Consider the following 21,808-nt stretch of genomic DNA (forward strand, 5'->3'; position numbering starts at 1 on the left):
GCATGGCTGTCCCGAACGGCTTAGCGCCATCTTCTTTCTTGCCACGGCGGTGCAACCACGGGCCACCCCCACCGGTCAGGGCCTCAGGAAGCGGGGGCGGGCGGCCCTCGCTTGTCTTCACCTTCAACCGTCGTTCCCCGATGCAAAAACTATTTCCCTTCTTGCTCAGCTGCCTGCTGCTGACGTTGTTTTCCTGCGCCCGCACCGACGAGCCGCAGCCCGATAACGCGTACTACGACGCCTTCACCCCGCGGCTGGTGTCCCGCGCCGTGCTCGAGGCGTCGGTGCAGGCCCTGCCGCCCCGGGCCCTGCACGCCGCCGGCAAGATATACCTGCAAGGCCATTACCTGTTCATCAACGAGCCCTACGAAGGCATCCACGTCATCGACAACCGCGACCCGGCCCATCCCCGGCCGGTGAGTTTCTTGCGCATTCCGGGCAACCTCGACCTGGCCCTGAAAGGCCGCCTGCTCTACGCCGACAACGGTCCCGACCTGGTCACCCTCGACGTGAGCGACCCCGCGGCCGCGGTAGTAACCAGCCGCGTGCGCGACGCTTTCCGGGAGCTGCCCATGCCGGAATGGGGACCGTTGGCCCCCTCGGCCACCCCGGAGAACCGCCCGGCGAATACCGTGGTCGTCGGCTGGCAGAAGATGAAAGTCGCCTATCCCGCCGGTAGCCATGGCCGCGGCTGGGGCTGGAGGGGGGGAAACCAGCCCATGGCCTTCGCCAACACGTCGTCGGGGAGCCCGGGCACGGGTGCGGCGGGCCGGGGGGGCTCGCTGGCGCGGTTTGCCGTACTCGGCGACCACCTCTACACGGTCGACACTAACAGCCTGCGCTTGTTCAGTCTGGCCAATCCAACCACGCCCACTGCGGGTCCCAAGCTGAACTTGATGTTTGTCGTCGAAACGATTTTCCCGAAAGACCATTACTTGTTCCTGGGCACCCAGCGGGGCATGTACATCTTCGACGTGGCCCAGGCCGCGGCGCCGCGGCAGGTCGCCTACTACCAGCACGTCGTGAGCTGCGACCCGGTGGTGGTCGACGACCGGTACGCCTACGTGACGCTGCGCGCGGGCCAAAGCTGCGGCGGCGGCGTCAACCAACTCCAGGTCATTGACCTGAGCACCCTGAGCGCGCCGCGCCTGGCCAGGACCTACCCCATGACCGGCCCCCGCGGCCTGGGCGTCGACGGCCACACGCTGTTTGTGTGCGACCAGGACGGCCTGAAGGTGTTCAACACCGCGCAGGCGCCCGCGCTGACGCTGACGCAGGTGTTCTCCGTGGAGGTGTTTGATGTGATTCCGAACGATGGCACGCTGCTAGCCATTGGCGCCGCCGGCCTCTACCAATACGCGTATACCGGCACCACGCTCCAACGGCTGAGCCTGCTGCCCGTCACGCCGCGGCCATGAAGCCCGTCGGTTCTTTCGCGGGGCGTCGCGCGTGGCGGCTGGCCGCGGCGGGGCTGCTCCTCGCCGGGCGCGCCCACGGGCAGGAGGCCCCCGTCCGCCGGGCGCTGGTGGTGAAGGTGCTGCCGCAGTACCTGGTGATGAGCGGGCTGTGGCTGGAGGCCGAATACCGGGCCACCCCGCAGGCGCGGCAGGCGGTTACCCTCACGCCGCAGCTGTATGCGGGGCCGGTGGGGCGCACCACCGGCATGACTTCTTCCTCCCAGGCGCGGCCGCCGGCCCTGGCCGATGCGCAGGTCCGCGGCGCGGGCCTGCACGTGCAGCACCGCCGCTACCGGCGGCCGGCGGCCGCCGCGTACGCCGCCGGCCTGTACGCCAGCTACGGGCTCACCTTCCAGCACTTCAAGGTGTCGCACGAGGGCCTGGGCTGGCAGGAACTGCGCGACCCCTTCGGCCTGGCCTATTTCGAGTACACCACCGCGCGCCACACCGAAGCGATTACCCGCTACGGCGCCACCGCGCAAGTGGGCTACCAGCTTCCCCTCACCCCGCAGCGCTTCTCGCTCGAGGTCTACGCCGGGGCCGGCTGGCGCACCGGCCACAGCCGGAAGAACGGCGCGGAGGTCGTGAGCCAGTACACGACCGGCCCCTCGGACTACGGGCACCAGGGTTTTTATTTCCCGGCCGGCTTTAAGCTGGGCGTGGCATTGTAAGGAGAGCGGTCCGACTAGGTTGTACGGACAATTAACGAAGCCACAGCAGGGCTGACACAAAATGCACCATTCCCAGGAAGCTACTAGCCGTTTTATCGTAGCGCGTGGCCAGCCGGCGAAACTGCTTGAGGCGACTGAAAAAGCGTTCGACTTTGTTGCGGTCGCGGTAGAGGTTGCGGTCAATCACGCGCTGGACGAGGCGGTTTTTCTTGCTGGGAATCACGGCTTGGGCACCGACGGCGGCCACGCTGGCGAGCACCGCGTCCGTGTCGTAGGCTTTGTCGGCCAGCACGTGGCCTGCACCCTTGGCGACCGGTAGCAGGTCCGCCACGCGCCGACAATCGGCTTGCTGGCCGGGGCCGAGCACGACGCGCAACGGGTTGCCCAGCGCGTCGACTACGGCGTGGATTTTGGTCGTCAGCCCGCCGCGGCTGCGCCCGAGGGCTTCGTCGCCGACGCGGCTTTTTTTCGGCTGCCCGCGGCCTGCGCGTGGGCCCGCACCACGGTCGAATCGAGCATCCCCCAGTCCAAATCGGGTTCCTGCACGGCCTCGAACAAGCGTTGCCAAATGCCTTTTTGGGCCCAACGCCGGCTGCGTTTGCGCAGCGTGTCGTGCTTGCCAAAGCGGGCCGGCAGCGCGCGCCAGGCGCACCCGTGGCGCGCTACCCAGAGCACAGCGTTGAGAAAGAGCCGGTTATCGACGCCTGTTCGGCCAACATCGCCGGCTTTGCCCGACAAATGGGGAGCCAAAGCGGTCCACGCGCGGTCACTGATTTCGTCCAGATTGCTCACAAACGCAAAGATAATTGTCCGTACAACCTAGGTCAACCTGCGTAAGCGGTGAGCTGCACCGTTCCCCGCCAAGTACCGGGTGAAGTAGCGCCCTTACATTTGGTACCGCTTTCCCGTGTTCTTGGTATGAGTGCTCCGTTTCCCCTCGCCGATTTATTTACGCCGGAAGACTGGTTGGCTTTGCCCGAGGTGTCCCTGACCGGCATCCACTTGGTGCGGCCCGTTTATGAGCCGGACGGTCCGGCCATCGTGGACTTCGCCATTGAGTACCTCAACCCCGCCGGGCAGCGCATGACGGGCCTGGTGGAGCAGCCGGGCGGCACGTTACTGGGCCGCTTTCCCCACGCCTTGGCCGAAGGAATTTTTCAGTACTGCCGGCGCGTGTTCGAGACGGGCGAGCCGCTGACCTACGAAACGAATTACCAGGCGGACGGCCTCGACAATTTCTTTAAATTCAGCGCCCGGCGCAGCGGAGCGCACCTGTTGGTCAGCTTCACCGACACCAGCGACCACGACCGCAGCGCCGTGGAACAGGCCCTGCGCGACAGCCAAGCCGCCGAGCAGGCCGCCCGCGCCGACGCCTAAACCCAGCGCCAGCGGTTCTACGACCTGCTCATGCAACTGCCCGCCCACGTCGCCGTGCACGAAGGCCCCGACCAAGTCTTTACGCTCGTCAACCCCGGCTATCAGCGGTTGGCGCCCGGCCGGGACCTGTTGGGCCAGCCCATCCGCGAGGCCTGGCCCGAACTGGTCAGCCAAGGCATTCTCAACGTCCTCGACCAGGTGTACCGGACCGGCGAGCCGTTTGTGGGCCGGGAATTGTCCTTTCAGGTGGACCTGACGCGCACCGGCCGCTTGGAGCAGGTGTACTTCAACGCCTTTTACCTGCCCCTGCGCGACGCGCAAGGGCAGGTAAACGGGGTGCTGGACTTTTCCTACAACGTGACGGAGCAGGTCCACGGCCGCCGGCAGCTGGAACAGCTCAACCAGGAACTGGAATTGCGCGTGCAGGCGCGCACCTGGGAAATCACCGCAGCCAATCAGCAACTCACACGCACCAACGTGGATTTGGACACGTTTGTGTACACGGCCTCCCACGACCTGAAAGCGCCCATCGCCAACATCGAAGGCATCCTGCTGGCGTTGCGCGCGCAGCTACCAGCCGCCGTGCAGCAGGACGAGCTGGTGGCCCAGCTGCTGGACCTGCTCCAGGGCACGGTCACCCGCTTCCAGCTCACCATCGCCCAGCTCACCGACGTGGCCAAGCTCCAGCTGGCCCACGCCGGGCCAGCCGAGTCCGTGCCCCTGGCCCAGGTCGTGGAGGACGTGCGCCAGGACTTGGGGCCTCAACTGGAAGAGGCCGCGACCTCTCTTACCTTGGAGGTCGCGCCCGCGCTGGTCGTGTCCTTCTCGCCGGCCAACCTGCGCTCGGTGGTCTACAACCTGCTCAGCAACGCCCTTAAGTACCGCGACTCGGCCTGCCCCTCGCAGGTGCGGGTGCGCGCGGCGGGGACCCCGCAGGGCGTGGTGCTCACCGTGCAGGACAACGGGCTGCGCATGAGCGAGGTGCAGCAGCGGCAGCTATTCGGCTTGTTTCAGCGGCTGCACACCCACGTCGAAGGCACCGGCGTGGGCCTCTACATTTTCAAGCGTTTGGTCGAGAATGGCGGCGGCACCATCGCGGTGCAGAGCCAGCCCGACGAGGGGACCACCTTCACCGTGACCATTCCCCTTGCCGGGGCCTAAGCCGTTTCCTGGCTTTTTATGACTCACTGCCTGCGGGTCATGCTCGTCGATGACGACCAGACCACCTCAGTGGTACGCTGGTGGGGTTGGCCCCTCCGTCGGAGCCCGGCTCAACGTAAAAGCGGGGCCTCCCCGGCCCCGCTTTTCTTACATAGCCACTCGCAGCGGCAACCCGGACCGGGGTTACTTTAGCTGCGCCTCCGTAATGGCCTGCACCCGGCTGTTGATGTACACTTCCAGGTTGTCGTAGCCCGTGCTCAGGTCGTGGTTGGGGCCGTTGGCGACCCGGGGGTCCAGGCCGTTGGCAACTTCCCATTCGTCGGGCATACCGTCGTTGTCGGTGTCAGTGGGCGGCGCGGTCTGGGCCAGCACGGGCCAGCTGCCCACGTCGGTTTGCGAATCGATAATGCCCTGCTTGAGGGTTTTAGAGCCGCGGAAGGTAACGGTGCCGCTGCGCACTTCGCCTACCACGCGGGTGTCTACGGCATCGCGTCGCAGGCTCGCGCCGGCGTAGTTCAGCACGTAGTCGTACGCGGCTTCAGCCGTGTGCTGGGTGATGGGCACGTGGGTAAAGGCCGTGAGGGCCTTTACGTTGGCCGCCGTGACGCCGCTGGGCAGGTCAATACCGCCGTTCCAGTTGTCGGCCGTGATAACCGGGAAGCCGTGCACGTAGTTGCCGGCCACGTAGAAGGTACCGAAGCCGGGGCCGTACACTGCCGTGTTGGTTTCCTGCGATACCTGCATGATGCGCCGGCGGTTGCTGGTGGAAGTGCCTGGGCCAGCCTTGTAGTAGTTGTTCACCATGTTGTACTGGCCGTTTTCGCCGCCGTATGCGCTGTTCGCACCCCAGTTATAAATGACATTGTTGCGGTAGTCAACCACGTCGATGCCAAATGGGCTGACGCCTGTGCCCGGCCGGTTGCCGCCATCGAAGCGCGGATTGCGGCTGTTGTGGTGGGCCAGCAGGTTGTGATGAAACGTGACATTGGAACCACCCCAGATGGCTCCGTAGCCGTGGTCGTCTTTGCCGTGGAAAGACTTGTTGAGGCTCTCGGACAGGATGCAGTACTGCATCGTGAAGTCTTTATTGGCATAAAACGAGCTGCACTCGTCTATCGACCAGCTCATGGAGCAGTGGTCGATGACGACATTCTGGCGGTAGCGGCCCCACAGCGCGTCCTGCTCGTTGCGGGTGAGGTCGCCCATGCGGAAGCGCATGTAGCGGATAATGACGTTGTTGGCGTCCACGCTCAACTCGTAGTTCTGCAGGCAGATGCCGTCGCCGGGAGCTGTTTGCCCGGCAATGGTGATATCGCCGTTGCGCAGCTGCAAGCGGCTTTGCAGCACAATGTTGCCCGATACCTCAAAAACCACGATGCGCTTGCCGGTAGCCGTGATGGCCGCTCGCAGACTGCCCGGGCCCGAGTCGTCCAGGTTCGTAACCTTGATAACCCGGCCGCCCCGGCCCCCGGTGGTGGTTTTGCCCGCTCCCTCGGCTCCCGGAAAGGCCACTGCGGTCTCCACGGTGGGGTTCGCACGAGTGCTGGGCGTGGTTGTGTTGGGCGATTCGGACTGCTTGCGGCCGCAGGCGGCCAGGGTCAGGCCCGCCATTAGACAGGGAGCGATGAGACGGGTAATTAGCATAGGCCAGAAATAATCGAACGGTGAAATAAGTGGAAAACAAAGGCGACGAATGCACTCGGGGGTGAACACAAAAGTGTCGACCCACTGTGCCCGGTGTATTATAAGAAAGTGCAAATTGGCTGAAAAATATACCGTTATACCAGATAACAGTCGCTTTTATTTGCGCAATCGATGCCGGCAACGATGGCGTAGCAGTATCGGTGCGGGCGAGTCTGCCCGTGGCGCACGTGCGCCGGTACCGTCAGCACGGACGCCCCGGGCGCCGTCGCAACGCCGTCCGTTCGCCCCGCCACGTGCGGGCCGGTCGTTCTTGCTGCCTGTTTTTCGCATACCGTTTCCAGCGCAGCATTGGCCTTGACCAGGGCCGAGTTCACCGCCTGCGTATTGCTGTCCACGAGGTCCCGTGCCACGTACTGAGCAAAGACCTGGCCGAACAGGCGCTCGAAGACCGCGGCCGGATAGAGCTGGCGGGTGCGGCTCACGCTCGAGTGCCCGGGCAGTTGCTCGTCCACTTCGGAGCCTAGAAAGTAGAGGATGTCGAGCCGCAAGGCGCAGTGCTTAACTAAGCGGTGGTCACTGACCAGTTTTTCCAGCCGGCCCACCAGCACGAGCTTGAAAAACACGACCGGGTCGAGCGAGGGCTAGCCCGTGTGGCTGTAGAGCGCCCGCGTTTCCGCGTAAGTCCTCCCACTCAGCCAGCCGGCGGTAGAGGTTAAGATGCGGGACCCGCTCGGAGAGCCGAAAGCGGGCCACCTCCTTATTGGGGTACTGCTGCTTGCCTTGCATGCTCCTTTTAAGAACTGAGGTTCTTCAACAGCTACGGCCATTAGTTATCCTGAATCTCCCCAGGGTAACGAGTTGACGTGCATTCCGCGCCGCACATGTCCGGATGGATACAGCGGTTGCTTTCCCTTCCTGGCGCATGCCCACATTCTACGCTGGAGTAGAGTGGCAATGCTTCAGCAGGTGCACCGGTTAATACTTCACGACGAGCGGGGCTGACCAGCCTGATGGCAGACCCTGTGAATGAACGCCAGCTTCTCCACCACGGCGGGCGGGATGACGAAAGGGTACACGTCGGACAGGCCCATGCTCCGGTTGAGGCTGTTCAGGGCCAGCGAAAGGGGCAGCCACTGCTCCATGTTATCGCAGAAATCGTCGACTTGGTAGGGGTCCTTGGATACGGTTGTGGACAGGTTATCGGCCTCCTCGCTGACCCGGGGATTCACGTGGATACCAAAAGCTGAGGCCGTTTGCAGGGTGTCGATGATGTGCAGGTAGTGGGCCCACGTTTCGGCCCAGTCTTCCCAGGGGTGCGTGGTGGCGTAGGCACTGATGAAATGCTGGTTCCAATCGGGGGGTACGCCTTGGTCGTAGTGCTTCTTCAGGGCCTCCGCGTAGTCGGCGCGCTCGTCGCCAAACAGGCGCCGGCACTCCTCGAGGTGAGGCGTGTTGTCGATGAGCCGGTCCCAGTAGTAGTGGCCTACCTCGTGCCGGAAATGACCAAGCAGGGTGCGGTACACTTCGTGCATGTTCCGGCGCGCCATCTCCCGCTCCACGTCATCGGCTTCCTTGATGTTGATGGTGATAAGGCCGTTGTCATGACCAGTCAGCACCTTTTCCCCCTCGGGCTTTTGCTCGTCAGCTAAGAAGTCGAAGGCTAAGCCGGTCTCCTCGTTTTCCGTTTTGCTGACAATGGGCAGCCCGAGCTGCTGCAGGCTAAACACTAGGCGGTGCTTGGCCTTTTCCAAGTTTTGCCAGCGGGCAATGTGCTCCGGCTCGCTGAGCTTGGGAATGGTGCGGTTGAGGGCGCAAGCCTGGCAGAGCGACTCGTTGGCATCGGCAGGCAGCAGCCAGTTGCACGCTTGCTGCGCGTGGTTGGCGCAGTACTTATAGGTAGTGCCATCGGCTTGGTCGTGCACGGCAACCCACTGTTTCCCGTGCGGCTTCAGTGCCATCATTTGCTGCTGCGTGGCATCAAACCCCAAGGCGTGGTTGCACCGCTCGCAGGAGTCGTTTTCAAAGTAAACTACTTGGTCGCAGTGGGTGCAATTAAAGAGTTTCATACAACAATCGTAGGGGATAAACGGCTGCGTGCGCTGGGCATCAGGCCCAAAGGCGTAAGCTATTTCAAACGGAGGGCTCCAGCATTGGTTTGCCCGCCACACGTTTCTTCAAGAGGAGAGCGCCGCATAGCCCTCCGTTGAGAAAATAAGAATTTTCACATTGCGATGTTCTGAGAAATCGTTTTTCGGTGGGAATACTATGATGCTGAACAAATAATGTCTTTCTGTAAGCTTCATCAACCCCGCATGAATAAAATCAACTCAAATTCATTTTTAAGTACTTTAAGCAGGTATTTGCGGCAAATACTTAAAATATAATTGTGCATACTGAGCCAACCAGAACCTCATTGGAGGTAGATACTTAAAAACCAGAGCGGTTTCGACAAACATCATTAAAGTACAACTTTGTCAGAATAGTGGCGTAGATAACTACCCTGTTCCCAGCCTTTGCTGTCCACCCACCCGCGCCGCTCCTGGCCTCGCCTATGAAAGAGAATTCTTTGTTGACTGCTTATCAGGAGCAGCCCAACATCTGGGATGAGATGTTTTACAATAACTCCATCCGCCCCGAGTACCGAAACTTTGTTTCGGCCATCGAGAACCTGCCCAACACGGAACTAGCCCGCAAAGACGAGCTGGCCCGCAAGCTGTTCATGAGCCAGGGCGTCACGTTCACGGTATACAGCAGCGGCGAGGGCATTGAGAAAATCTTTCCCTTCGACATTATCCCGCGCATTATTCAGCACGCCGAATGGCTGCACATTGAGGCGGGTATCAAGCAGCGGCTAAAGGCGCTGAACCTCTTCCTCAAGGACATCTACCACGAGCAGTTCATCCTCAAGGATGGCCTGATTCCGGCCACGCTGGTGTATTCCTGCCCCCAGTTTCTGCGGGAGATGATGAACGTGAACGTGCCCCACGACATCTACACCCACATTGCGGGCGTCGACCTGATTCGGGACTCGGACGGGCAGTTCTACGTGCTGGAAGACAACCTGCGCACGCCATCGGGGGTGTCCTACATGCTCGAAAACCGCAGCATTACCTCGCGCCTCTACCCCGACCTGCTGCCCAAAAACAGCGTGCAGCCCGTACGCAACTACCCCGAGCTGCTGTTTCGCAATCTGATGGACTTGGCCGAGCGCCACATTGGTTCCCCCACAGTGGTGCTGCTCACGCCGGGCATCTACAATTCCGCCTATTATGAGCACGCCACCCTGGCCCGGCTGATGGGCATCGAGCTGGTGCAGGGCAGCGACTTAGTGGTGAATAACCACTACGTGTTCATGAAAACCACCAAGGGACTGAAGCAGGTGGACGTGATTTACCGCCGCGTCGACGATGAGTTTCTGGACCCGCTGGTGTTCCGGCCCGACAGCGCCCTGGGCGTGCCTGGCATGTACGCGGCCTACCGCAAGGGCAACGTGGCCATCGTGAATGCCATGGGCAACGGCGTGGCCGACGACAAGGCGGTGTATTGCTATGTACCCGAGATGATACGCTACTATCTAAACGAGGAACCCATTTTGAAAACGGTGCCCACCTACCAGATGAGTGACCCGGACCTGCGCAAAATGGTGTTTGAGCGCATGGATAAGATGGTGATTAAGAAAACCAACGAGTCGGGCGGATACGGCATGCTGATAGGCAGCAGCGCCACCGAGCAGCAGATGCAGGAGTTCCGCGAGGCCATCACCCAGGACCCGCGCAGCTTCATTGCCCAGCCCATCATCAGCCTGTCCTCCACGCCCTGTTACCTTAACGGCGTGCTACAGCCCCGCCGCGTAGACCTGCGGCCGTATGCACTGTACGGACCTCGGGGCATCGACATTGTGCCCGGTGGCCTAACCCGTGTGGCCCTGCAGGAAGGCTCCCTGGTGGTAAACTCCTCGCAAGGCGGCGGCAGCAAAGACACCTGGGTGCTAGGGCCTGATACACACTAAGAACGAAATAGGAGGTATTTTGAATACGGGCTTTCGGTCCGCTCATCTCTGAATCCTCCTGCCTTTCTCCTAAATCGACAATATGCTAAGTCGCGTTGCAGACACCATTTACTGGCTGGCTCGGTACATGGACCGAACCCAGGCCATGCTGCAGGTCATTCGGACCCACTACCAAGCGTCGCAGGACAGCCCCAGCGAATTCAGCTGGCGCTCCTTGCTCTATAGCTACGGCGGTAGCCTCACGCTTGAAGAAGTGGCCGCAATGGAGCGGGACACGCCCCGGGTGCTCGACCGCATTATTCTGGGTAAAGACAACCCCACTTCGGCTTTCAACAGCGTGCTGCAGGCCCGCGAGAATGCCCGCGCCGTGCAGGACCACATCACGCAGGAGGTGTGGCAGTCCCTGAACAGCTTTTACCACGCCACCCGGGAGGGCGAAATACCGGAGCAGATTCGCTTCGGCGACCCCCTGTCGGGCATCGACGCCCTGATGCGCCACGGCCTGGTGTTCATTGGGGCGGTGCAGAACACCATGCCGCGCGACGAAAGCTACGGCTACCTGAACCTGGGCAAGCTGCTGGAGCGCGCCCTGCAAACCACCGACACGCTGCGCGTGCAGTGGCTGAACGTGGCTGCCCAGGCGCTGCCTGAAAGGGAAATTCCGCAGCTGCGCTACTTGGTGCACTCCATGTCCGGCCAAGAGCTGTACCTGAAAACCTACCGCGGCAACTTCAACCCCGAAAGCGTGCTGCAGTTCGTACTGCACAACGCCTATTTCACGCACTCGCTGCATTCGTGCCTGAGCCGGCTGAGCTGGTACTTCGAGCGGCTGAAATCGGACAGCCTGCCGGAAAGCCACGAGAAGCTGGAGTTCCTCATTGGGCGCCTAGCCAACCAAGTGAAATACACGGACGCATCGGCCCGCGACCCGCAGCAGCTCAACGACTTTCTGCTGCACACCCGCAAGGAGCTGCTCAACATTGCGGTGGCCTTGGGCAAAAACTATTTGGGGAAAAGTTAAAACGAGCGTATGCCATCCTACACCATCAAGCACATCACCCGCTACTCGTACGCCGCCGAAGTCGTGGACGGCGCCAATCAGATTATGTTGTACCCCCTGCCCGACGAGCGGCTGCAGGTGGCGCGGCACGAAGTATGCGTTTCCAGCGACTCCGGCAACCGGTTTAGCCCGGCCATTGACACCTACGTGGATGCCTTCGGCAACACCGTGGGCGTCTTTACGGTGCTCGAGCCTCACACCGTTCTCGTTATCGAGTCCTCGGCCGACGTTACTACCCATCCCATCCAGTTTCCGATGGACGAGGAGCCCGCCGCGCAGCAGTGGCAGGACCTGCGGAGCCGGCAGCTCGACCCAGCCTTTATCGACTTTCTGGCCCTCGAAGATTTCAAGTCCTTGGCCGATGTAAAAACCACTCTTAGCCAACTGACCAGCGAAGCCGAAAAACCGCTGAAGAATGCCCTGGTGCTCTCCGAGTATGTGTTTGAGCACTTTAACTACCGCCAGGGCGTGACCAACATCGAGACCCCGGTCGAAGAAATCTGGCAGCTTAAGGCGGGCGTATGCCAGGATTTTGCACACATTCTGCAGGCTTTGCTACGGCAGATAGGCATTCCGGCCCGTTACATAAGCGGGTACGTGTGCCCCAAGAAAGAGGAGGGAGAAGCCGAGGTGCGCGGCATTGGCGCCACCCACGCCTGGGTAGAAGCCTACATTCCCTTCTACGGTTGGCTGGGCCTCGACCCCACCAACAACACCATCGTGAACGATGGCCATGTGCGCATGGCCATTGGCCGCAATTTCCCGGATTGCACGCCCGTAAAAGGAACGTACAAAGGCATTGGCACCCATAAACTGCACGTGTCGGTCCAAATCGACTTCGCCGCCCCCGTGCAGGCCGAAGCCCCGACCCTGGCGCCGGCTCCCGTATACGCAGTGCCGGACCCCGAAATGCCCGCAAACTCCTTCCGCCTCTACCAGGAGCAGCAGCAACGCCACCAGCAGCAGCAACAGCAACAGTAGCGCAACCCGGCCAGCGGCGTTTGCATTAACGGACCGGAAGGAAAAAAGCGCTAGAAAGCCGCTGCCTGGGGTCAGCGGACCTGCTTGAGCCACTGCGCCGCCTCTTCCTCGCGGTCAAACACGCGGTATACCAAGCCGGTGTTGCGGGCGTCTTGCAGCACCTGGTTCATGGAAAGCCGGGCAAAGACGTCGTGGGCCAGCAGCATGGCGCCGTAGAGTGTGCTGGGGCGCCGGGTGGTGGCGCCAAGCCAGACGTCGCGAATCCACGCCGTTTCCTGGGCGGTGTGGGGGGACATCTGGCGCTGGTCGCCCAAGAGCCGGTTCCACCGGCGGCGGGCCAGCAGGCTGCTCATGTGCGTGAGCAAGGCCTGAAAGTCGGAGAACTTGCGCTGGCCGGGGTGGTAGCGGAACAGCGCATATCCGTCGGGATGCTCAACCAGCCGTCCCACGGCGTTCTCGAAATAAATCCGTTCGGTCGCGAGTGGTTGCATACTGGTGAGGTGGATGGGAGGTGATGGGTCGGCAAAGGCAAATCAGACCTGCCCCATCTCGCGGACCGGCACTCGGGCATGGGTCTTGGGGCGCAGGCTGTGGGGGTACGTTCGCCTTCCCGTGCGACAAGTCCGTGGATTCCTGCCGGGTGGGTGTCGTTGGGAGGAAGAAGAAGTAGCCGGCGCGCGTTTGCCCAACCGGTTCGTGCGCAGAGATTTGGGGAGCGTCCCTACAAAAGCGATACGTCCTGTTCGGGCTCCACGAAATAGAACAGCGAATGCAGGTGCAACAACCGGAGGCACCGGCGCAACGGTGCATTGACACGATGCAGCCACACCGCCGTTCCGCCCCGGCGCAAGAGTAGCAACTGGGAAACAACGTGGCTGACGCCGAGCGTGCGCTGGCTGCGTAAGTGGTGGCAGTCGACGTGCAGGGACGGGCGGTGGGGTGCTGGGCCCAAGGCCTGCGCCGACGCGCACGCCGCCCGGACCGAGTCCGGCACGTCCAAATCGATGAAGGTCGCGTGGGGTATGGCCACCCGGGGCGACTCGGCGGGGTGAAGGTTGTTTTTCATAGGAGGGAAACGGTGCGGCAAACACCGCCAGGGAAAGCAAAGACGAATGCCGGGAAGGAACTCTCGGTGCGCGAATGCCCCGCGGCCCCCGCAGCTCAGCGGGTGGTGGCCAGCAGTTTTTGCAGCTGGTCCTCGCTGGTAAGGGGCCCACGGTAGCGCAACTGGCCCGCCGATAACCTTCCGGTGTACCATTCGACGTCGCCGCCGCCGGCCGGCACAAAAACGCGCACCACGCCCCGGGGCCCCGGCAGAACGTAGGTAGCCCCTGGTTGCGCGGGGGCATCGGCTGGGGTCCAGCAAATGGCGAAGAACCCGGCAGCAGACAAAAAATTCAGCATCAAGTAGCAAATAAAATGGCGAAATCCTTAGGCAAAGTTCCGGAGCTCGAGGGCACTAGTCCTTCGGCACAAACGCGTAAATGCGAGCCGCTTACTACGGCTTTTGGAACTAAGTATTTTTCCTGGTGACCAGTGGCGGCCCCTGGTTTGCCGATTTGCCCTAAGTGTCTAACGCGGGGTGCAGGTTGGGCTAGGCCCGGTACCCACTCATCTCCCCACGAGAGGCCGCGAGCCGCCGAACCTGTACCCGTCCGGCATGTGAGTCGCGCCCCGCCGAAGGGCAACGCGACCCGGGCTCCCGACCCTTGCCGCACCCCGAGGGTGCGCTGCCTGGGGCGGGCAGTATCCAAAGCCACCCGTTGGGGCGGTCAGATTGAAGGGGGCCGTCCTATATGGGTAATCAGGACTCAAGAGGTTATTGGTTCGGGCGGGGGAGCCGCCGCGGCACAAGAACGGCGATGCGGGAGCAGCCCCGCTCCTACTCCACTTCCACCACCATCTCGACTTCCAGAGCCATGCCCAAGGGCAACGCGTTGGTACCAAGGGCCGTGCGGGCGTGCCGACCCCGGTCTCCGAACACCTGAATTAGCAGGTCGGAGTAGCCGTTGATGACCTGGGGCTGCTCGGTGAAGGTGTCGGCGGAGTTCACGTAGCCGTTGACTTTGACAATGCGCCGGACCTTACCCAAGTCGCCGAGCTCCTTTTTCAGCACGGCCAACTGTAGCAGGGCTACGAGGCGGGCCGCCTCGTAGCCCTGGGCCGTGGTCAGGCCCGCACCCAGCCGGCCGGTGACGTAGGCCCCGCTGCTTTGGCGGGGTCCCTTGCCCGAGAGAAAGAGCAGGTTGCCTACCCGCACCACGTCCACGTAGCTGCCGATGGCGGCGGCGACCGGCGGCAGCGTCAGTCCAAGCTGAGCGAGTTTGGCTTCGGGGGACTGGGCGAAAGCGGGGCTGGCGAAACCGAGCAACAGGACGAGTAGGAGATTTTTCATGGGCAGTAGCGGGAGGGTGAACCAGATGAGTGAGCCTCGGCGGGCTGGAGGAGACCGTAGGCGGTCCCCTCCCTTGCGCCCATATCCCCTAGTTAAGAAGCTTTGGTTATAAAGCCCAATAGTTCGGCGTTAAACTTCTCCAGCGCTTCGATGGAGAGGGCATGCATCTGCTCGGCCAACTTGTAAGAACAAATCTTGTCGAGCCTGCCGTGCAGAATAAGCGTGGGCAGGGTAATCTGCCTCAGGTTCGCGCGCAGGTCGGTTTCGCGCAGGGCCTTCTGGTATACGCCCATGGCGTGGGGCGAGGCCTGCGCCTAGTTGGTGCCAAGCCAATCGCCGTTCCGGGGTGAAACGCTGGTGGGCGAGGCGGGAAATATCAGGCCGATGTTTTCGAAGAGTTGGGACCGGTGGGTGTTGTTGAGCGTTATCAGGCCGTCCCCGCCGGCCTTGGTCCAGTGCCATAGCTGAAGCCCGGCTACTTAGTCCAGAGTGGGGCAGCCACCCCGAACAAGGCCACGCAGCTGACGTGGGCGTCTTTGTACTTGGCGACGTAGTGTATTACCGCCACCGGCAGGTTGAACTCTTCAGCAAAACAAATTTGAACTAAAGGGACAAATTCAAACCTCTAAGGCCCTGCCCGACGGCTGGTTCCGCACCGGCGACCTGCTGCGCCGCGGCGCCGAAGGCTACTTCTTCGTCATGGACCGCATCAAAAACATGTACATTTCGGGCGGTAAAAACGTGTACCCGGCCGAGATAGAGCGGTTTCTGCTCACCTTCCCCGGCGGGTCGGAAGTGGCAGTTATCGGCGTGCCCGACGAGCGCTGGGCGAAGTAGGCAAAGCCTTCATCGTGACCAAGGACCTCAACATTTCCTGCGAAGCGCTGCAGGCGTACTGCGCCGGCAACCTGGCCCTACTTCTGTTCATCCTAGCAAGTCTCCCGGCGATGAGTTATCCGACGCAAGCAGTGCCGATTCGTCAGGTGATTGGCTCCTACGGTTTCCCCGAGCATACCCTGGTGCTAGCCGACACGCTCCACGTGGTTTACGTGGATGCCCCCAGGGCCCGAACACGCTCCTCTTCATTCACGGGCTGAGCAGCTACGTGCGGGCCTGGGAGCGCACCCTGCCCGAGCTGAGCAAAACCGCCCGCTGCCTGGCAGTGGATTTGCCCGGCTACGGCAAATCGTCCAAAGGCCACTTCCCCGGCACCATGGACTTCTACGCCGAAGTTATTCACCACTTCATCCAGAAGCTGCGCCTGAAAAAGGTGACGCTGGTGGGCCACAGCATGGGCGGTCAGATTGCCGTGACCCTGGCCCTGAAATACCCCGCCGATGTGCACAAGCTGGTGCTCACTTCACCCGCCGGTTTCGAGACGTTCACGGAACCCGAGAAGCAGCAGCTCCGCTCCTTCTACACGGTGTCGTCCATGGTGAGCACGCCCGCGGCGCAGGTGCGCCTCAACCACAAGTACAACTGCTACCGCATGCCGGCCGAAGTAGACCTCTGGATAGCAGAGCGGCTGCGCATGATGCAGTGCGACGACTTTGCGCAGTATGCGCAGACCGTGGTCAACAGCATGGCCGGCATGCTTGACGGGCCCATCTTCGATCGGCTTGCGCAAGTGCAGCAGCCCACGTTGGTAGTGTTTGGCGCCGAGGATTTCCTGATTCCGAACCGGACCCTACACCCGCAGCTTACTACGGCGCAAGTTGCAGCCGCGGGGGTGGCCCAGCTGCCGCACGCGCAGCAGGCCGTGCTACCCGAAGCCGGCCACTTTGCCCACTATGAAAAAGCGGCGGAGTTCAACAGCATGGTGGCTGCGTTTGTAAAGTAGTAAGATGGCGTAAGCCTTCTAAATAGGATGCAGTAGAGGGCCTCTAATTAGCTAGTGAGGCTCGCACCTCGGCTAGCAGACAGACATGTCTCAAATCGAATATAGCGCCTTTATCCTATTCAGAAGGGCATATTTGGCTCCAAATGGCGGCTAGCATGGAATCAATCGGCCACTAAAAACAACCTTTCGCGGGGTAAAAGCTACCACTCGGCGAGAGTGGAGGATACGGCTTTTTGGCTTGGATAATTTTGAGGAATACTTGTTGGTCCCCATTAGTTATCCCTAGCTATTGCGATGAATATCCCCGCTACTTCCGGCCTCAATCTCACTCACTTTCTTCAGCGCCAAGTGTTAGTTGGTGAGTCGGTTTTCCGTTGGGCAGGCTTTGTGATGCTTGCCCTCGTGCTGGCAGCAGCCGTGAGCCGGAATGCCGGGGCGGTGGATGGTCCTTCGGATACGCAGGTGACGACTCTCCTCCGGCAGCAGCCCGTCGGCAGCCAGCACAATGACTCAGTGAGCACCACCCGAGTGGCGGCTTTTTATGCCCGCAACAGCTACGCTCCGGCCTGGACTCAGCCAATTGGTGCTACCGCCGAAGCCCGGGCCGGGGTAAAGCTGCTTCAGTCAGCGGCCCGCTATGGACTAAAGCCCGCCGACTATCAGGCCGCTGCCCTGGGGGCGCTGCTGGACTCGCTGGGCACGGTTGACAGCCAATCCTTGGCGCGCCGGGTGCGCGCCGAGCAGCAGCTGAGCGCGGCGCTGTTGCGCTTTGTGCAGCACCTGCACGAAGGCCGCATAACCAATGCAGACCTGCGCCCGGCTCCCTTGACCGGCGACCCGGTGTTCGATGCCGTGGCTCATTTGCAGCGCGCGGCGGGCAGTGGCCGCCTGGTGGAGGTGTTGCTGGAAGCGCAGCCTACTTCCCGCAGCTACGTGCGTTTGGTGCACGCCTGGCAGCACCTGCTCGACGCCGACAGCACCGCCGCCGCGCGCGCCGCTCTGTCGGTGGCCATCAACCTGGAGCGCCTCCGCTGGGAGCCCGGTGCCGACTCGCTGTACCTGGCAGTGAACATTCCGTCGTACACCCTGCAAGTAGTGCGCGGCGCCAAAGTAGCGGCCAGCCACCGCGTGGTGGTGGGCAAGGTCACGTCGCCCACGCCGGAGCTGTATAGCCGCGTGACCTACTTCCAGGCGGCGCCCGAATGGCGCGTGCCCGAGAGCATTGCCGCCAACGAAATGCTGCCCAAGCTCCGCCGCGACCCGGGGTATCTGGACGACCGGGGCTTTGAGCTGTTCAATGCCGCCGGCAAGCGCGTCAATCCTTACCGCGTGGATTGGAACGAGGTGCAGCCCGGGGCGTTTCCTTACAGCATCCGCCAGGCACCTTCTACCGAAAATGCTTTGGGGGAGGTAGTGTTTCGTTTCGCTAATCCTTACGCCGTGTACATGCACGACACGCCCACCAAGTCGGCTTTTAAGGCCAATACCCGGGCTTTGAGCCACGGCTGCATTCGGGTAGAGAAGCCCTTGGAGCTGGCCCGCTTCCTGCTGACGCGAGATGCCAAAAACACCCCCGACCGCCTGGAAGACCTGCAAAACAGCCTGGACCGCGGGCGCACCAAGGCATTCGGGCTGCACGCGCCAGTGCCGCTGGTGGTGCGCTACCTGACCTGCGAGGCCGACGGCGGCCAGCTCCGCCAGCTGCCCGACGTGTACGGGCGCGACCTGGCTCTGCAGCGGGCCTGGCAAGAGGCGGCTCCGACCCACCTGACCCCGCTTACGGCGGTGTTGGCCATGCGCTAATGGCGCGCGGCGCAAACCGCTGCACGTTCTGGTACATTCTTCTAAAAAAGCGCTGGCTCTCAGCGCTTTTTTTATGTCCAATCGGAGTAGTAAGAACTTGAAAATTTCCGCTACATTGGCCATCCCGCCCACCCTTGTCGCATCGCTGTGAAAAGGAAGCTAGAGCAGTTTGCCGAGTTTGCTGCCGACATTCTGCCGCACGAAATTGCCTGGCTGCTGCAGGTGCAGCAGTTTCAGGATGCCGACAACCGCGAGATTCTCGAAACCATTGCCTACAACTGCCACCACTCGCGCACGCCGGTGGCGTTTCGCCCGGCCATCGACAAGCGGAAGTACTCCAACCTGATGCAGTGGATTCAGCAGCGCCTGGACAGCATTGACGTGGCATTGACGTGGACAAGCACCTGGTGCACCTCAACCAGCTGGACTAGAAAATCATGACCGATTCTATAAGTCCGGCTGAGGAAAAGGCGCTGCTGCAGGCCATTGTGCGCTAAGACCGGCCAGCCTACTACTTCGTAAAGTTTTACGAGCTGACGCTGAGCTACCAGCAGTTTCTGCTGGTGCGCATGCGCTTCAAGGAACACCAGCTGGTGGCGCAGTTTGTGAAGCAGCAGCGGGCGGCCTACGAGAAGAGTAAGGCAGTGTTTCAGGAGCTGCATTAGGCCACGCTCGACATCACCAACCAGTATACCCAGAACGCCACCGAAAGCCGGCAGTGGGAGCCGTGGCTGCTGGCCACGTTTTACGATGAAACGCTCGATGGGCTGAACCGCTACTTTGCGGTGGTGCGCCTCACGTTCCTCTACTTTAACTACTCGGAGTTCGACAAGCTGAAGGCTGTGTATGAGGCGCTGGACAAGCTGCTGCGGCAGGGCGTGTTTTACTCGCGCCGCATCCTGTTCAACTACTACGCCAACAGCGTGATGCTGCACTCCAAGTTCGACGTGCTGCAGCAGGCCGAGGAGTTCGGGTACCTCAGCATCAAGCAGAAGAACACCGACCACCTGCACTACCTGAATAACTACAGCGCCATCCTGCTGCGGCAGGGCAAAATTCACGAGGCTCTGGCCCTGATGAAGCAGTCGTTTTCGTCGTTGCGCAGCACCAACAACCTGCGCAATAAAATCGGGTTTATGGCCTTCTACATCAAGTGCCTCAACCTAAATGGGCAGCCCGCTGACGGGGAAAAGATGGCCGACAGCTTCCTGCGCGACAACGCCAAAGAGGTGCTGGCCCACCGTTGGCACATTTTCTTCGTGGCCTACTTTCAGGCGCTGGTGCTGCAGGAAAAGTACGACAAGCTGCTGCGAGCCTGCCACAAGTTTCATTTGCTGCCGAAGGAGGCGGAGTTTAGCAAGGACCCGCGCCGGACAGTGGGCACCACCGTGGCGCTGGTCCTGGGCAACCAAAGCGTGTTTTCGGGCCGCTTCTGCCACGCACAGGTGCTGAGCCCCAAGCTGGCGTTTAAGGTGACGGGCGAGTACACCCAGGGCGAAGACTTTCCACACACCGACACGGTGTACTACACCAACACAACCTTCCGGCGGACAGCCACGCTCACCACGCCGGCCAGCGCGGGCAAGTTTCACGCGGCCACGGAATTCGGCCTCGACCGCACCTTTAAGAGCCTGCACGGCGAAGCTGCCCTCTACTACAGCCTCACCGACAAGGCCGACGTCATAGTGTCATACGGCGGCAACCCGTCGAGCTTTCTGGCCCAGACCAACGCCGGCCGCAACCAGATTAAGGACTGGACCGTGCAGTACCTGCACGCCCGCTACGTGTCGCCCCACATTTTTGCGCAGGTGCACAACACTTGGAGCCAGACCGACGACACCTACGCCATCAACCAGCGCACCAAGAAATACTTGAGCTTCAAGGACGCTGGCTTTGGCGAAGAGGAAGCCCGCCGCCGCTCCTTCAGCGAGCAGTGGTTTGGCACCACCACCACGGCCGGCACGGCCCTGAAGCGCGGGGCCGTGTTCCGCGATGCGTCGCGCCGCCTCAACGGCGAAGTGCAGTACAACAACACCTTTGGCATCTTCAACCTGGTGGTGGGCACGCAGTACCAGCGCGACATGGCCAACAGCCGCAACACCTACCTGTTTGACCGCGACGGCGACATCATCAATCAGATTGGCGTGTACGGCCATGGCGAGCTGACCTTGCCGGCCCACTTCAAACTCATTGCCGCTGCCCGCGCCGACCAGCACGACCGTTACGGCTTCAACTTTATTCCGAAGGCCGCCGTGGTGTGGTCGCACAACGACCAGTCGTTGCGCCTCACCTACGGCCAGGGCATTGCCGCCCCCACCATCCTCAACCTCGACGGCTACCTGTTCGGGGGCCTGCTCATCGGCAACGCTGAGGGCTTCACCCTCGGCGATGGCACGGTCATCAACAAGCTCAAGGTCGAAACCATTAAGACCTGGGAGGTGGGTTACAAGGGCAAGGTGACGCCGAAGTTCTTCGTCGATGCCAACGCCTATTATAACCGCTCCAAAGACTTCCTCAGCCCGGCCATCAACATTGCCACCAATGGCCGCCGGGTAACCAAGCGCGGCAATACGCGCATCACGGAGGTGGTGCCGGGCACGCCCGAAGCCGGTGCCGCGGCGCTGCTCACCTACGTGAATTTTAGCCAGGTAGACACCTACGGCGCCGACCTGGGCCTGACCTACTACCTGAGCAACACCCTGAGCCTCGCCTTGAACTACTCGCGCTTCGGCTTCGGCTTCAACCTCGACACTGATGACCTGAACAACGACGGCAACAAGGACGGCAACAAGGACGGCAAGGTGCAGAAAGAGGTCGACCTGCCCATCAACACGCCCGCCAACAAAGGCAGCTTGGCCGTAAACTACAGCGGCAAAAAGCTGTTCGGCTCGGTGTTCACCCGCTACGTTCAGGCCTACGATTTTTACTCCGGCATCAACGTGGCCGCCGCGGCCAACCCCACGCTCGGCGTGCGCGAAAACGCCCGCTTCGGCCGCACCTGGAACTACGGCCCGCTGGGCGGTTTCACCACAGTGGACGTGAGCGCCGGCTACCGCGTGAATTCGTACCTCACGGCTTCGGCCCAGGTCGTGAACCTGTTCGACACCAAGATGCGGGAGTTCGTGGCCTCGCCCTTCATCGGCCGCCTCTATTCGGTGGAGCTGAAGGTAAACCTGCCCGCGGTGGGCACAAAGTAGGCGCTGCCAAGCGTTGCTATTTTCAGTGGCCAGGCACCCGGCACCGCAAGGTTCCGGAGTGTCTGGCCACTGACGTGTCAGGGCGGTGCGTTGGCTGTAAGCAATTGGGCCGACCTGTTGTTGCTTGTTCTTACTCTCACTACCGTTGGTTCGGCACGAAAACCCAGTCTGAAATCCGGACCTTTGGCCGCTTGCCCTCGTAGTTTGAGGCAT

General features: G+C 61.7%; 21 protein-coding genes and 1 pseudogene. 13 read left to right on the forward strand and 9 right to left on the reverse strand.

The window, feature by feature from the left end; genetic code table 11:
• Positions 1 to 140: 140 nt before the first annotated feature.
• Positions 141 to 1,418, forward strand: a complete 1,278-nt coding sequence (locus ACP7AJ_RS08450) for an LVIVD repeat-containing protein (protein WP_426059752.1) — start codon at positions 141 to 143, stop codon at positions 1,416 to 1,418.
• Positions 1,415 to 2,128 carry a hypothetical protein gene (locus tag ACP7AJ_RS08455; protein WP_426059753.1) on the forward strand — a complete coding sequence of 238 codons (714 nt, stop codon included), beginning with the start codon at positions 1,415 to 1,417 and terminating at the stop codon, positions 2,126 to 2,128. The genes ACP7AJ_RS08450 and ACP7AJ_RS08455 overlap by 4 nt, the downstream gene beginning before the upstream one ends.
• Before the next feature lie 31 nt (positions 2,129 to 2,159).
• On the opposite strand, the gene ACP7AJ_RS08460 is transcribed toward ACP7AJ_RS08455, so the two are convergent.
• A protein-coding gene (locus tag ACP7AJ_RS08460; protein ID WP_426059907.1) for an IS5 family transposase occupies positions 2,160 to 2,911 on the reverse strand; the annotation gives its coding sequence in 2 pieces (ribosomal slippage) (positions 2,160 to 2,576 and positions 2,579 to 2,911; 750 coding nt in all).
• A 135-nt stretch (positions 2,912 to 3,046) separates the two neighbouring features.
• Here ACP7AJ_RS08460 and ACP7AJ_RS08465 point away from each other — a divergent pair.
• Together ACP7AJ_RS08465 and ACP7AJ_RS08470 are read left to right on the forward strand one after the other, a co-directional pair.
• Positions 3,047 to 3,505, forward strand: a complete 459-nt coding sequence (locus tag ACP7AJ_RS08465) for a hypothetical protein (RefSeq protein ID WP_426059754.1) — start codon at positions 3,047 to 3,049, stop codon at positions 3,503 to 3,505.
• A gap of 30 nt (positions 3,506 to 3,535) precedes the next feature.
• Positions 3,536 to 4,666, forward strand: coding sequence for a sensor histidine kinase (locus ACP7AJ_RS08470; protein ID WP_426059755.1), 1,131 nt, complete (start codon positions 3,536 to 3,538; stop codon positions 4,664 to 4,666).
• Between the two features lie 183 nt (positions 4,667 to 4,849).
• Here the strand turns inward: ACP7AJ_RS08470 and ACP7AJ_RS08475 are convergent, their stop codons facing one another.
• The 3 genes and pseudogenes from ACP7AJ_RS08475 to ACP7AJ_RS08485 form a co-directional block, all read right to left on the reverse strand.
• Entirely contained in the window at positions 4,850 to 6,310 is a 1,461-nt protein-coding gene (locus ACP7AJ_RS08475; protein WP_426059756.1) for a pectate lyase, read from the reverse strand.
• 134 nt (positions 6,311 to 6,444) lie between these two features.
• Positions 6,445 to 6,939, reverse strand: a pseudogene (locus tag ACP7AJ_RS08480) (transposase); the annotation flags it as partial.
• Positions 6,940 to 7,293: 354 nt separating this feature from the next.
• Positions 7,294 to 8,376: a zinc-binding metallopeptidase family protein gene (locus tag ACP7AJ_RS08485; RefSeq protein WP_426059757.1), complete on the reverse strand. Its 1,083-nt coding sequence runs from the start codon at positions 8,374 to 8,376 to the stop codon at positions 7,294 to 7,296.
• Between the two features lie 485 nt (positions 8,377 to 8,861).
• Here ACP7AJ_RS08485 and ACP7AJ_RS08490 point away from each other — a divergent pair, with 485 nt between their 5' ends.
• The 3 genes from ACP7AJ_RS08490 (at position 8,862) to ACP7AJ_RS08500 (ending at position 12,360) form a co-directional block, all read left to right on the forward strand.
• Positions 8,862 to 10,319: a circularly permuted type 2 ATP-grasp protein gene (locus ACP7AJ_RS08490; protein ID WP_426059758.1), complete on the forward strand. Its 1,458-nt coding sequence runs from the start codon at positions 8,862 to 8,864 to the stop codon at positions 10,317 to 10,319.
• 82 nt (positions 10,320 to 10,401) lie between these two features.
• Positions 10,402 to 11,340, forward strand: coding sequence for an alpha-E domain-containing protein (locus ACP7AJ_RS08495; protein WP_426059759.1), 939 nt, complete (start codon positions 10,402 to 10,404; stop codon positions 11,338 to 11,340).
• Between the two features lie 9 nt (positions 11,341 to 11,349).
• Positions 11,350 to 12,360 (forward strand): transglutaminase family protein, encoded by a 1,011-nt coding sequence (locus tag ACP7AJ_RS08500; protein ID WP_426059760.1) that lies wholly within the window; start codon positions 11,350 to 11,352, stop codon positions 12,358 to 12,360.
• 71 nt (positions 12,361 to 12,431) lie between these two features.
• On the opposite strand, the gene ACP7AJ_RS08505 is transcribed toward ACP7AJ_RS08500, so the two are convergent.
• The 5 genes from ACP7AJ_RS08505 to ACP7AJ_RS08525 all read right to left on the reverse strand — a co-directional run bounded on the left by ACP7AJ_RS08505 (position 12,432) and on the right by ACP7AJ_RS08525 (position 15,048).
• On the reverse strand, positions 12,432 to 12,851 hold the full coding sequence (locus tag ACP7AJ_RS08505) for a hypothetical protein (protein ID WP_426059761.1): 420 nt from the start codon (positions 12,849 to 12,851) through the stop codon (positions 12,432 to 12,434).
• A gap of 230 nt (positions 12,852 to 13,081) precedes the next feature.
• Positions 13,082 to 13,426, reverse strand: coding sequence for a hypothetical protein (locus ACP7AJ_RS08510; RefSeq protein WP_426059762.1), 345 nt, complete (start codon positions 13,424 to 13,426; stop codon positions 13,082 to 13,084).
• A 95-nt stretch (positions 13,427 to 13,521) separates the two neighbouring features.
• On the reverse strand, positions 13,522 to 13,764 hold the full coding sequence (locus ACP7AJ_RS08515) for a hypothetical protein (protein WP_426059763.1): 243 nt from the start codon (positions 13,762 to 13,764) through the stop codon (positions 13,522 to 13,524).
• A 478-nt stretch (positions 13,765 to 14,242) separates the two neighbouring features.
• Positions 14,243 to 14,755 (reverse strand): RidA family protein, encoded by a 513-nt coding sequence (locus ACP7AJ_RS08520; RefSeq protein ID WP_426059764.1) that lies wholly within the window; start codon positions 14,753 to 14,755, stop codon positions 14,243 to 14,245.
• 92 nt (positions 14,756 to 14,847) lie between these two features.
• On the reverse strand, positions 14,848 to 15,048 hold the full coding sequence (locus ACP7AJ_RS08525; protein ID WP_426059765.1) for an alpha/beta fold hydrolase: 201 nt from the start codon (positions 15,046 to 15,048) through the stop codon (positions 14,848 to 14,850).
• 406 nt (positions 15,049 to 15,454) lie between these two features.
• Here ACP7AJ_RS08525 and ACP7AJ_RS08530 point away from each other — a divergent pair, with 406 nt between their 5' ends.
• The 6 genes from ACP7AJ_RS08530 to ACP7AJ_RS08555 all read left to right on the forward strand — a co-directional run bounded on the left by ACP7AJ_RS08530 (position 15,455) and on the right by ACP7AJ_RS08555 (position 21,595).
• Positions 15,455 to 15,592, forward strand: coding sequence for a hypothetical protein (locus ACP7AJ_RS08530; protein WP_426059766.1), 138 nt, complete (start codon positions 15,455 to 15,457; stop codon positions 15,590 to 15,592).
• Between the two features lie 14 nt (positions 15,593 to 15,606).
• Complete coding sequence (locus ACP7AJ_RS08535) at positions 15,607 to 15,852, forward strand: hypothetical protein (RefSeq protein WP_426059767.1); 246 nt, start codon at positions 15,607 to 15,609, stop codon at positions 15,850 to 15,852.
• An 8-nt stretch (positions 15,853 to 15,860) separates the two neighbouring features.
• On the forward strand, positions 15,861 to 16,595 hold the full coding sequence (locus tag ACP7AJ_RS08540) for an alpha/beta fold hydrolase (protein WP_426059768.1): 735 nt from the start codon (positions 15,861 to 15,863) through the stop codon (positions 16,593 to 16,595).
• 294 nt (positions 16,596 to 16,889) lie between these two features.
• A complete protein-coding gene (locus ACP7AJ_RS08545) occupies positions 16,890 to 18,398 on the forward strand; it encodes a L,D-transpeptidase family protein (RefSeq protein WP_426059769.1) in 1,509 nt (502 codons plus the stop codon).
• Between the two features lie 147 nt (positions 18,399 to 18,545).
• Entirely contained in the window at positions 18,546 to 18,839 is a 294-nt protein-coding gene (locus ACP7AJ_RS08550) for a hypothetical protein (protein ID WP_426059770.1), read from the forward strand.
• 347 nt (positions 18,840 to 19,186) lie between these two features.
• Complete coding sequence (locus ACP7AJ_RS08555; protein WP_426059771.1) at positions 19,187 to 21,595, forward strand: TonB-dependent receptor plug domain-containing protein; 2,409 nt, start codon at positions 19,187 to 19,189, stop codon at positions 21,593 to 21,595.
• The last annotated feature ends 213 nt before the right edge of the window (positions 21,596 to 21,808 follow it).

Source organism: Hymenobacter sp. B1770 (genome assembly GCF_049896385.1).
In the GTDB taxonomy this organism is placed as follows: domain Bacteria; phylum Bacteroidota; class Bacteroidia; order Cytophagales; family Hymenobacteraceae; genus Hymenobacter.

Excerpts from the sequence above, each read along its gene's own strand:
- ACP7AJ_RS08515 (WP_426059763.1), bottom strand. The coding sequence starts at position 13,764 with ATGCTGAATTTTTTGTCTGCTGCCGGGTTCTTCGCCATTTGCTGGACC.
- ACP7AJ_RS08510 (WP_426059762.1), bottom strand. The coding sequence starts at position 13,426 with ATGAAAAACAACCTTCACCCCGCCGAGTCGCCCCGGGTGGCCATACCC.
- ACP7AJ_RS08500 (WP_426059760.1), top strand. The coding sequence starts at position 11,350 with ATGCCATCCTACACCATCAAGCACATCACCCGCTACTCGTACGCCGCC.
- ACP7AJ_RS08485 (WP_426059757.1), bottom strand. The coding sequence starts at position 8,376 with ATGAAACTCTTTAATTGCACCCACTGCGACCAAGTAGTTTACTTTGAA.
- ACP7AJ_RS08470 (WP_426059755.1), top strand. The coding sequence starts at position 3,536 with ATGCAACTGCCCGCCCACGTCGCCGTGCACGAAGGCCCCGACCAAGTC.
- ACP7AJ_RS08455 (WP_426059753.1), top strand. The coding sequence starts at position 1,415 with ATGAAGCCCGTCGGTTCTTTCGCGGGGCGTCGCGCGTGGCGGCTGGCC.
- ACP7AJ_RS08505 (WP_426059761.1), bottom strand. The coding sequence starts at position 12,851 with ATGCAACCACTCGCGACCGAACGGATTTATTTCGAGAACGCCGTGGGA.
- ACP7AJ_RS08530 (WP_426059766.1), top strand. The coding sequence starts at position 15,455 with ATGGACCGCATCAAAAACATGTACATTTCGGGCGGTAAAAACGTGTAC.
- ACP7AJ_RS08465 (WP_426059754.1), top strand. The coding sequence starts at position 3,047 with ATGAGTGCTCCGTTTCCCCTCGCCGATTTATTTACGCCGGAAGACTGG.
- ACP7AJ_RS08525 (WP_426059765.1), bottom strand. The coding sequence starts at position 15,048 with ATGGGCGTATACCAGAAGGCCCTGCGCGAAACCGACCTGCGCGCGAAC.
- ACP7AJ_RS08495 (WP_426059759.1), top strand. The coding sequence starts at position 10,402 with ATGCTAAGTCGCGTTGCAGACACCATTTACTGGCTGGCTCGGTACATG.
- ACP7AJ_RS08545 (WP_426059769.1), top strand. The coding sequence starts at position 16,890 with ATGAATATCCCCGCTACTTCCGGCCTCAATCTCACTCACTTTCTTCAG.
- ACP7AJ_RS08475 (WP_426059756.1), bottom strand. The coding sequence starts at position 6,310 with ATGCTAATTACCCGTCTCATCGCTCCCTGTCTAATGGCGGGCCTGACC.
- ACP7AJ_RS08490 (WP_426059758.1), top strand. The coding sequence starts at position 8,862 with ATGAAAGAGAATTCTTTGTTGACTGCTTATCAGGAGCAGCCCAACATC.
- ACP7AJ_RS08520 (WP_426059764.1), bottom strand. The coding sequence starts at position 14,755 with ATGAAAAATCTCCTACTCGTCCTGTTGCTCGGTTTCGCCAGCCCCGCT.
- ACP7AJ_RS08450 (WP_426059752.1), top strand. The coding sequence starts at position 141 with ATGCAAAAACTATTTCCCTTCTTGCTCAGCTGCCTGCTGCTGACGTTG.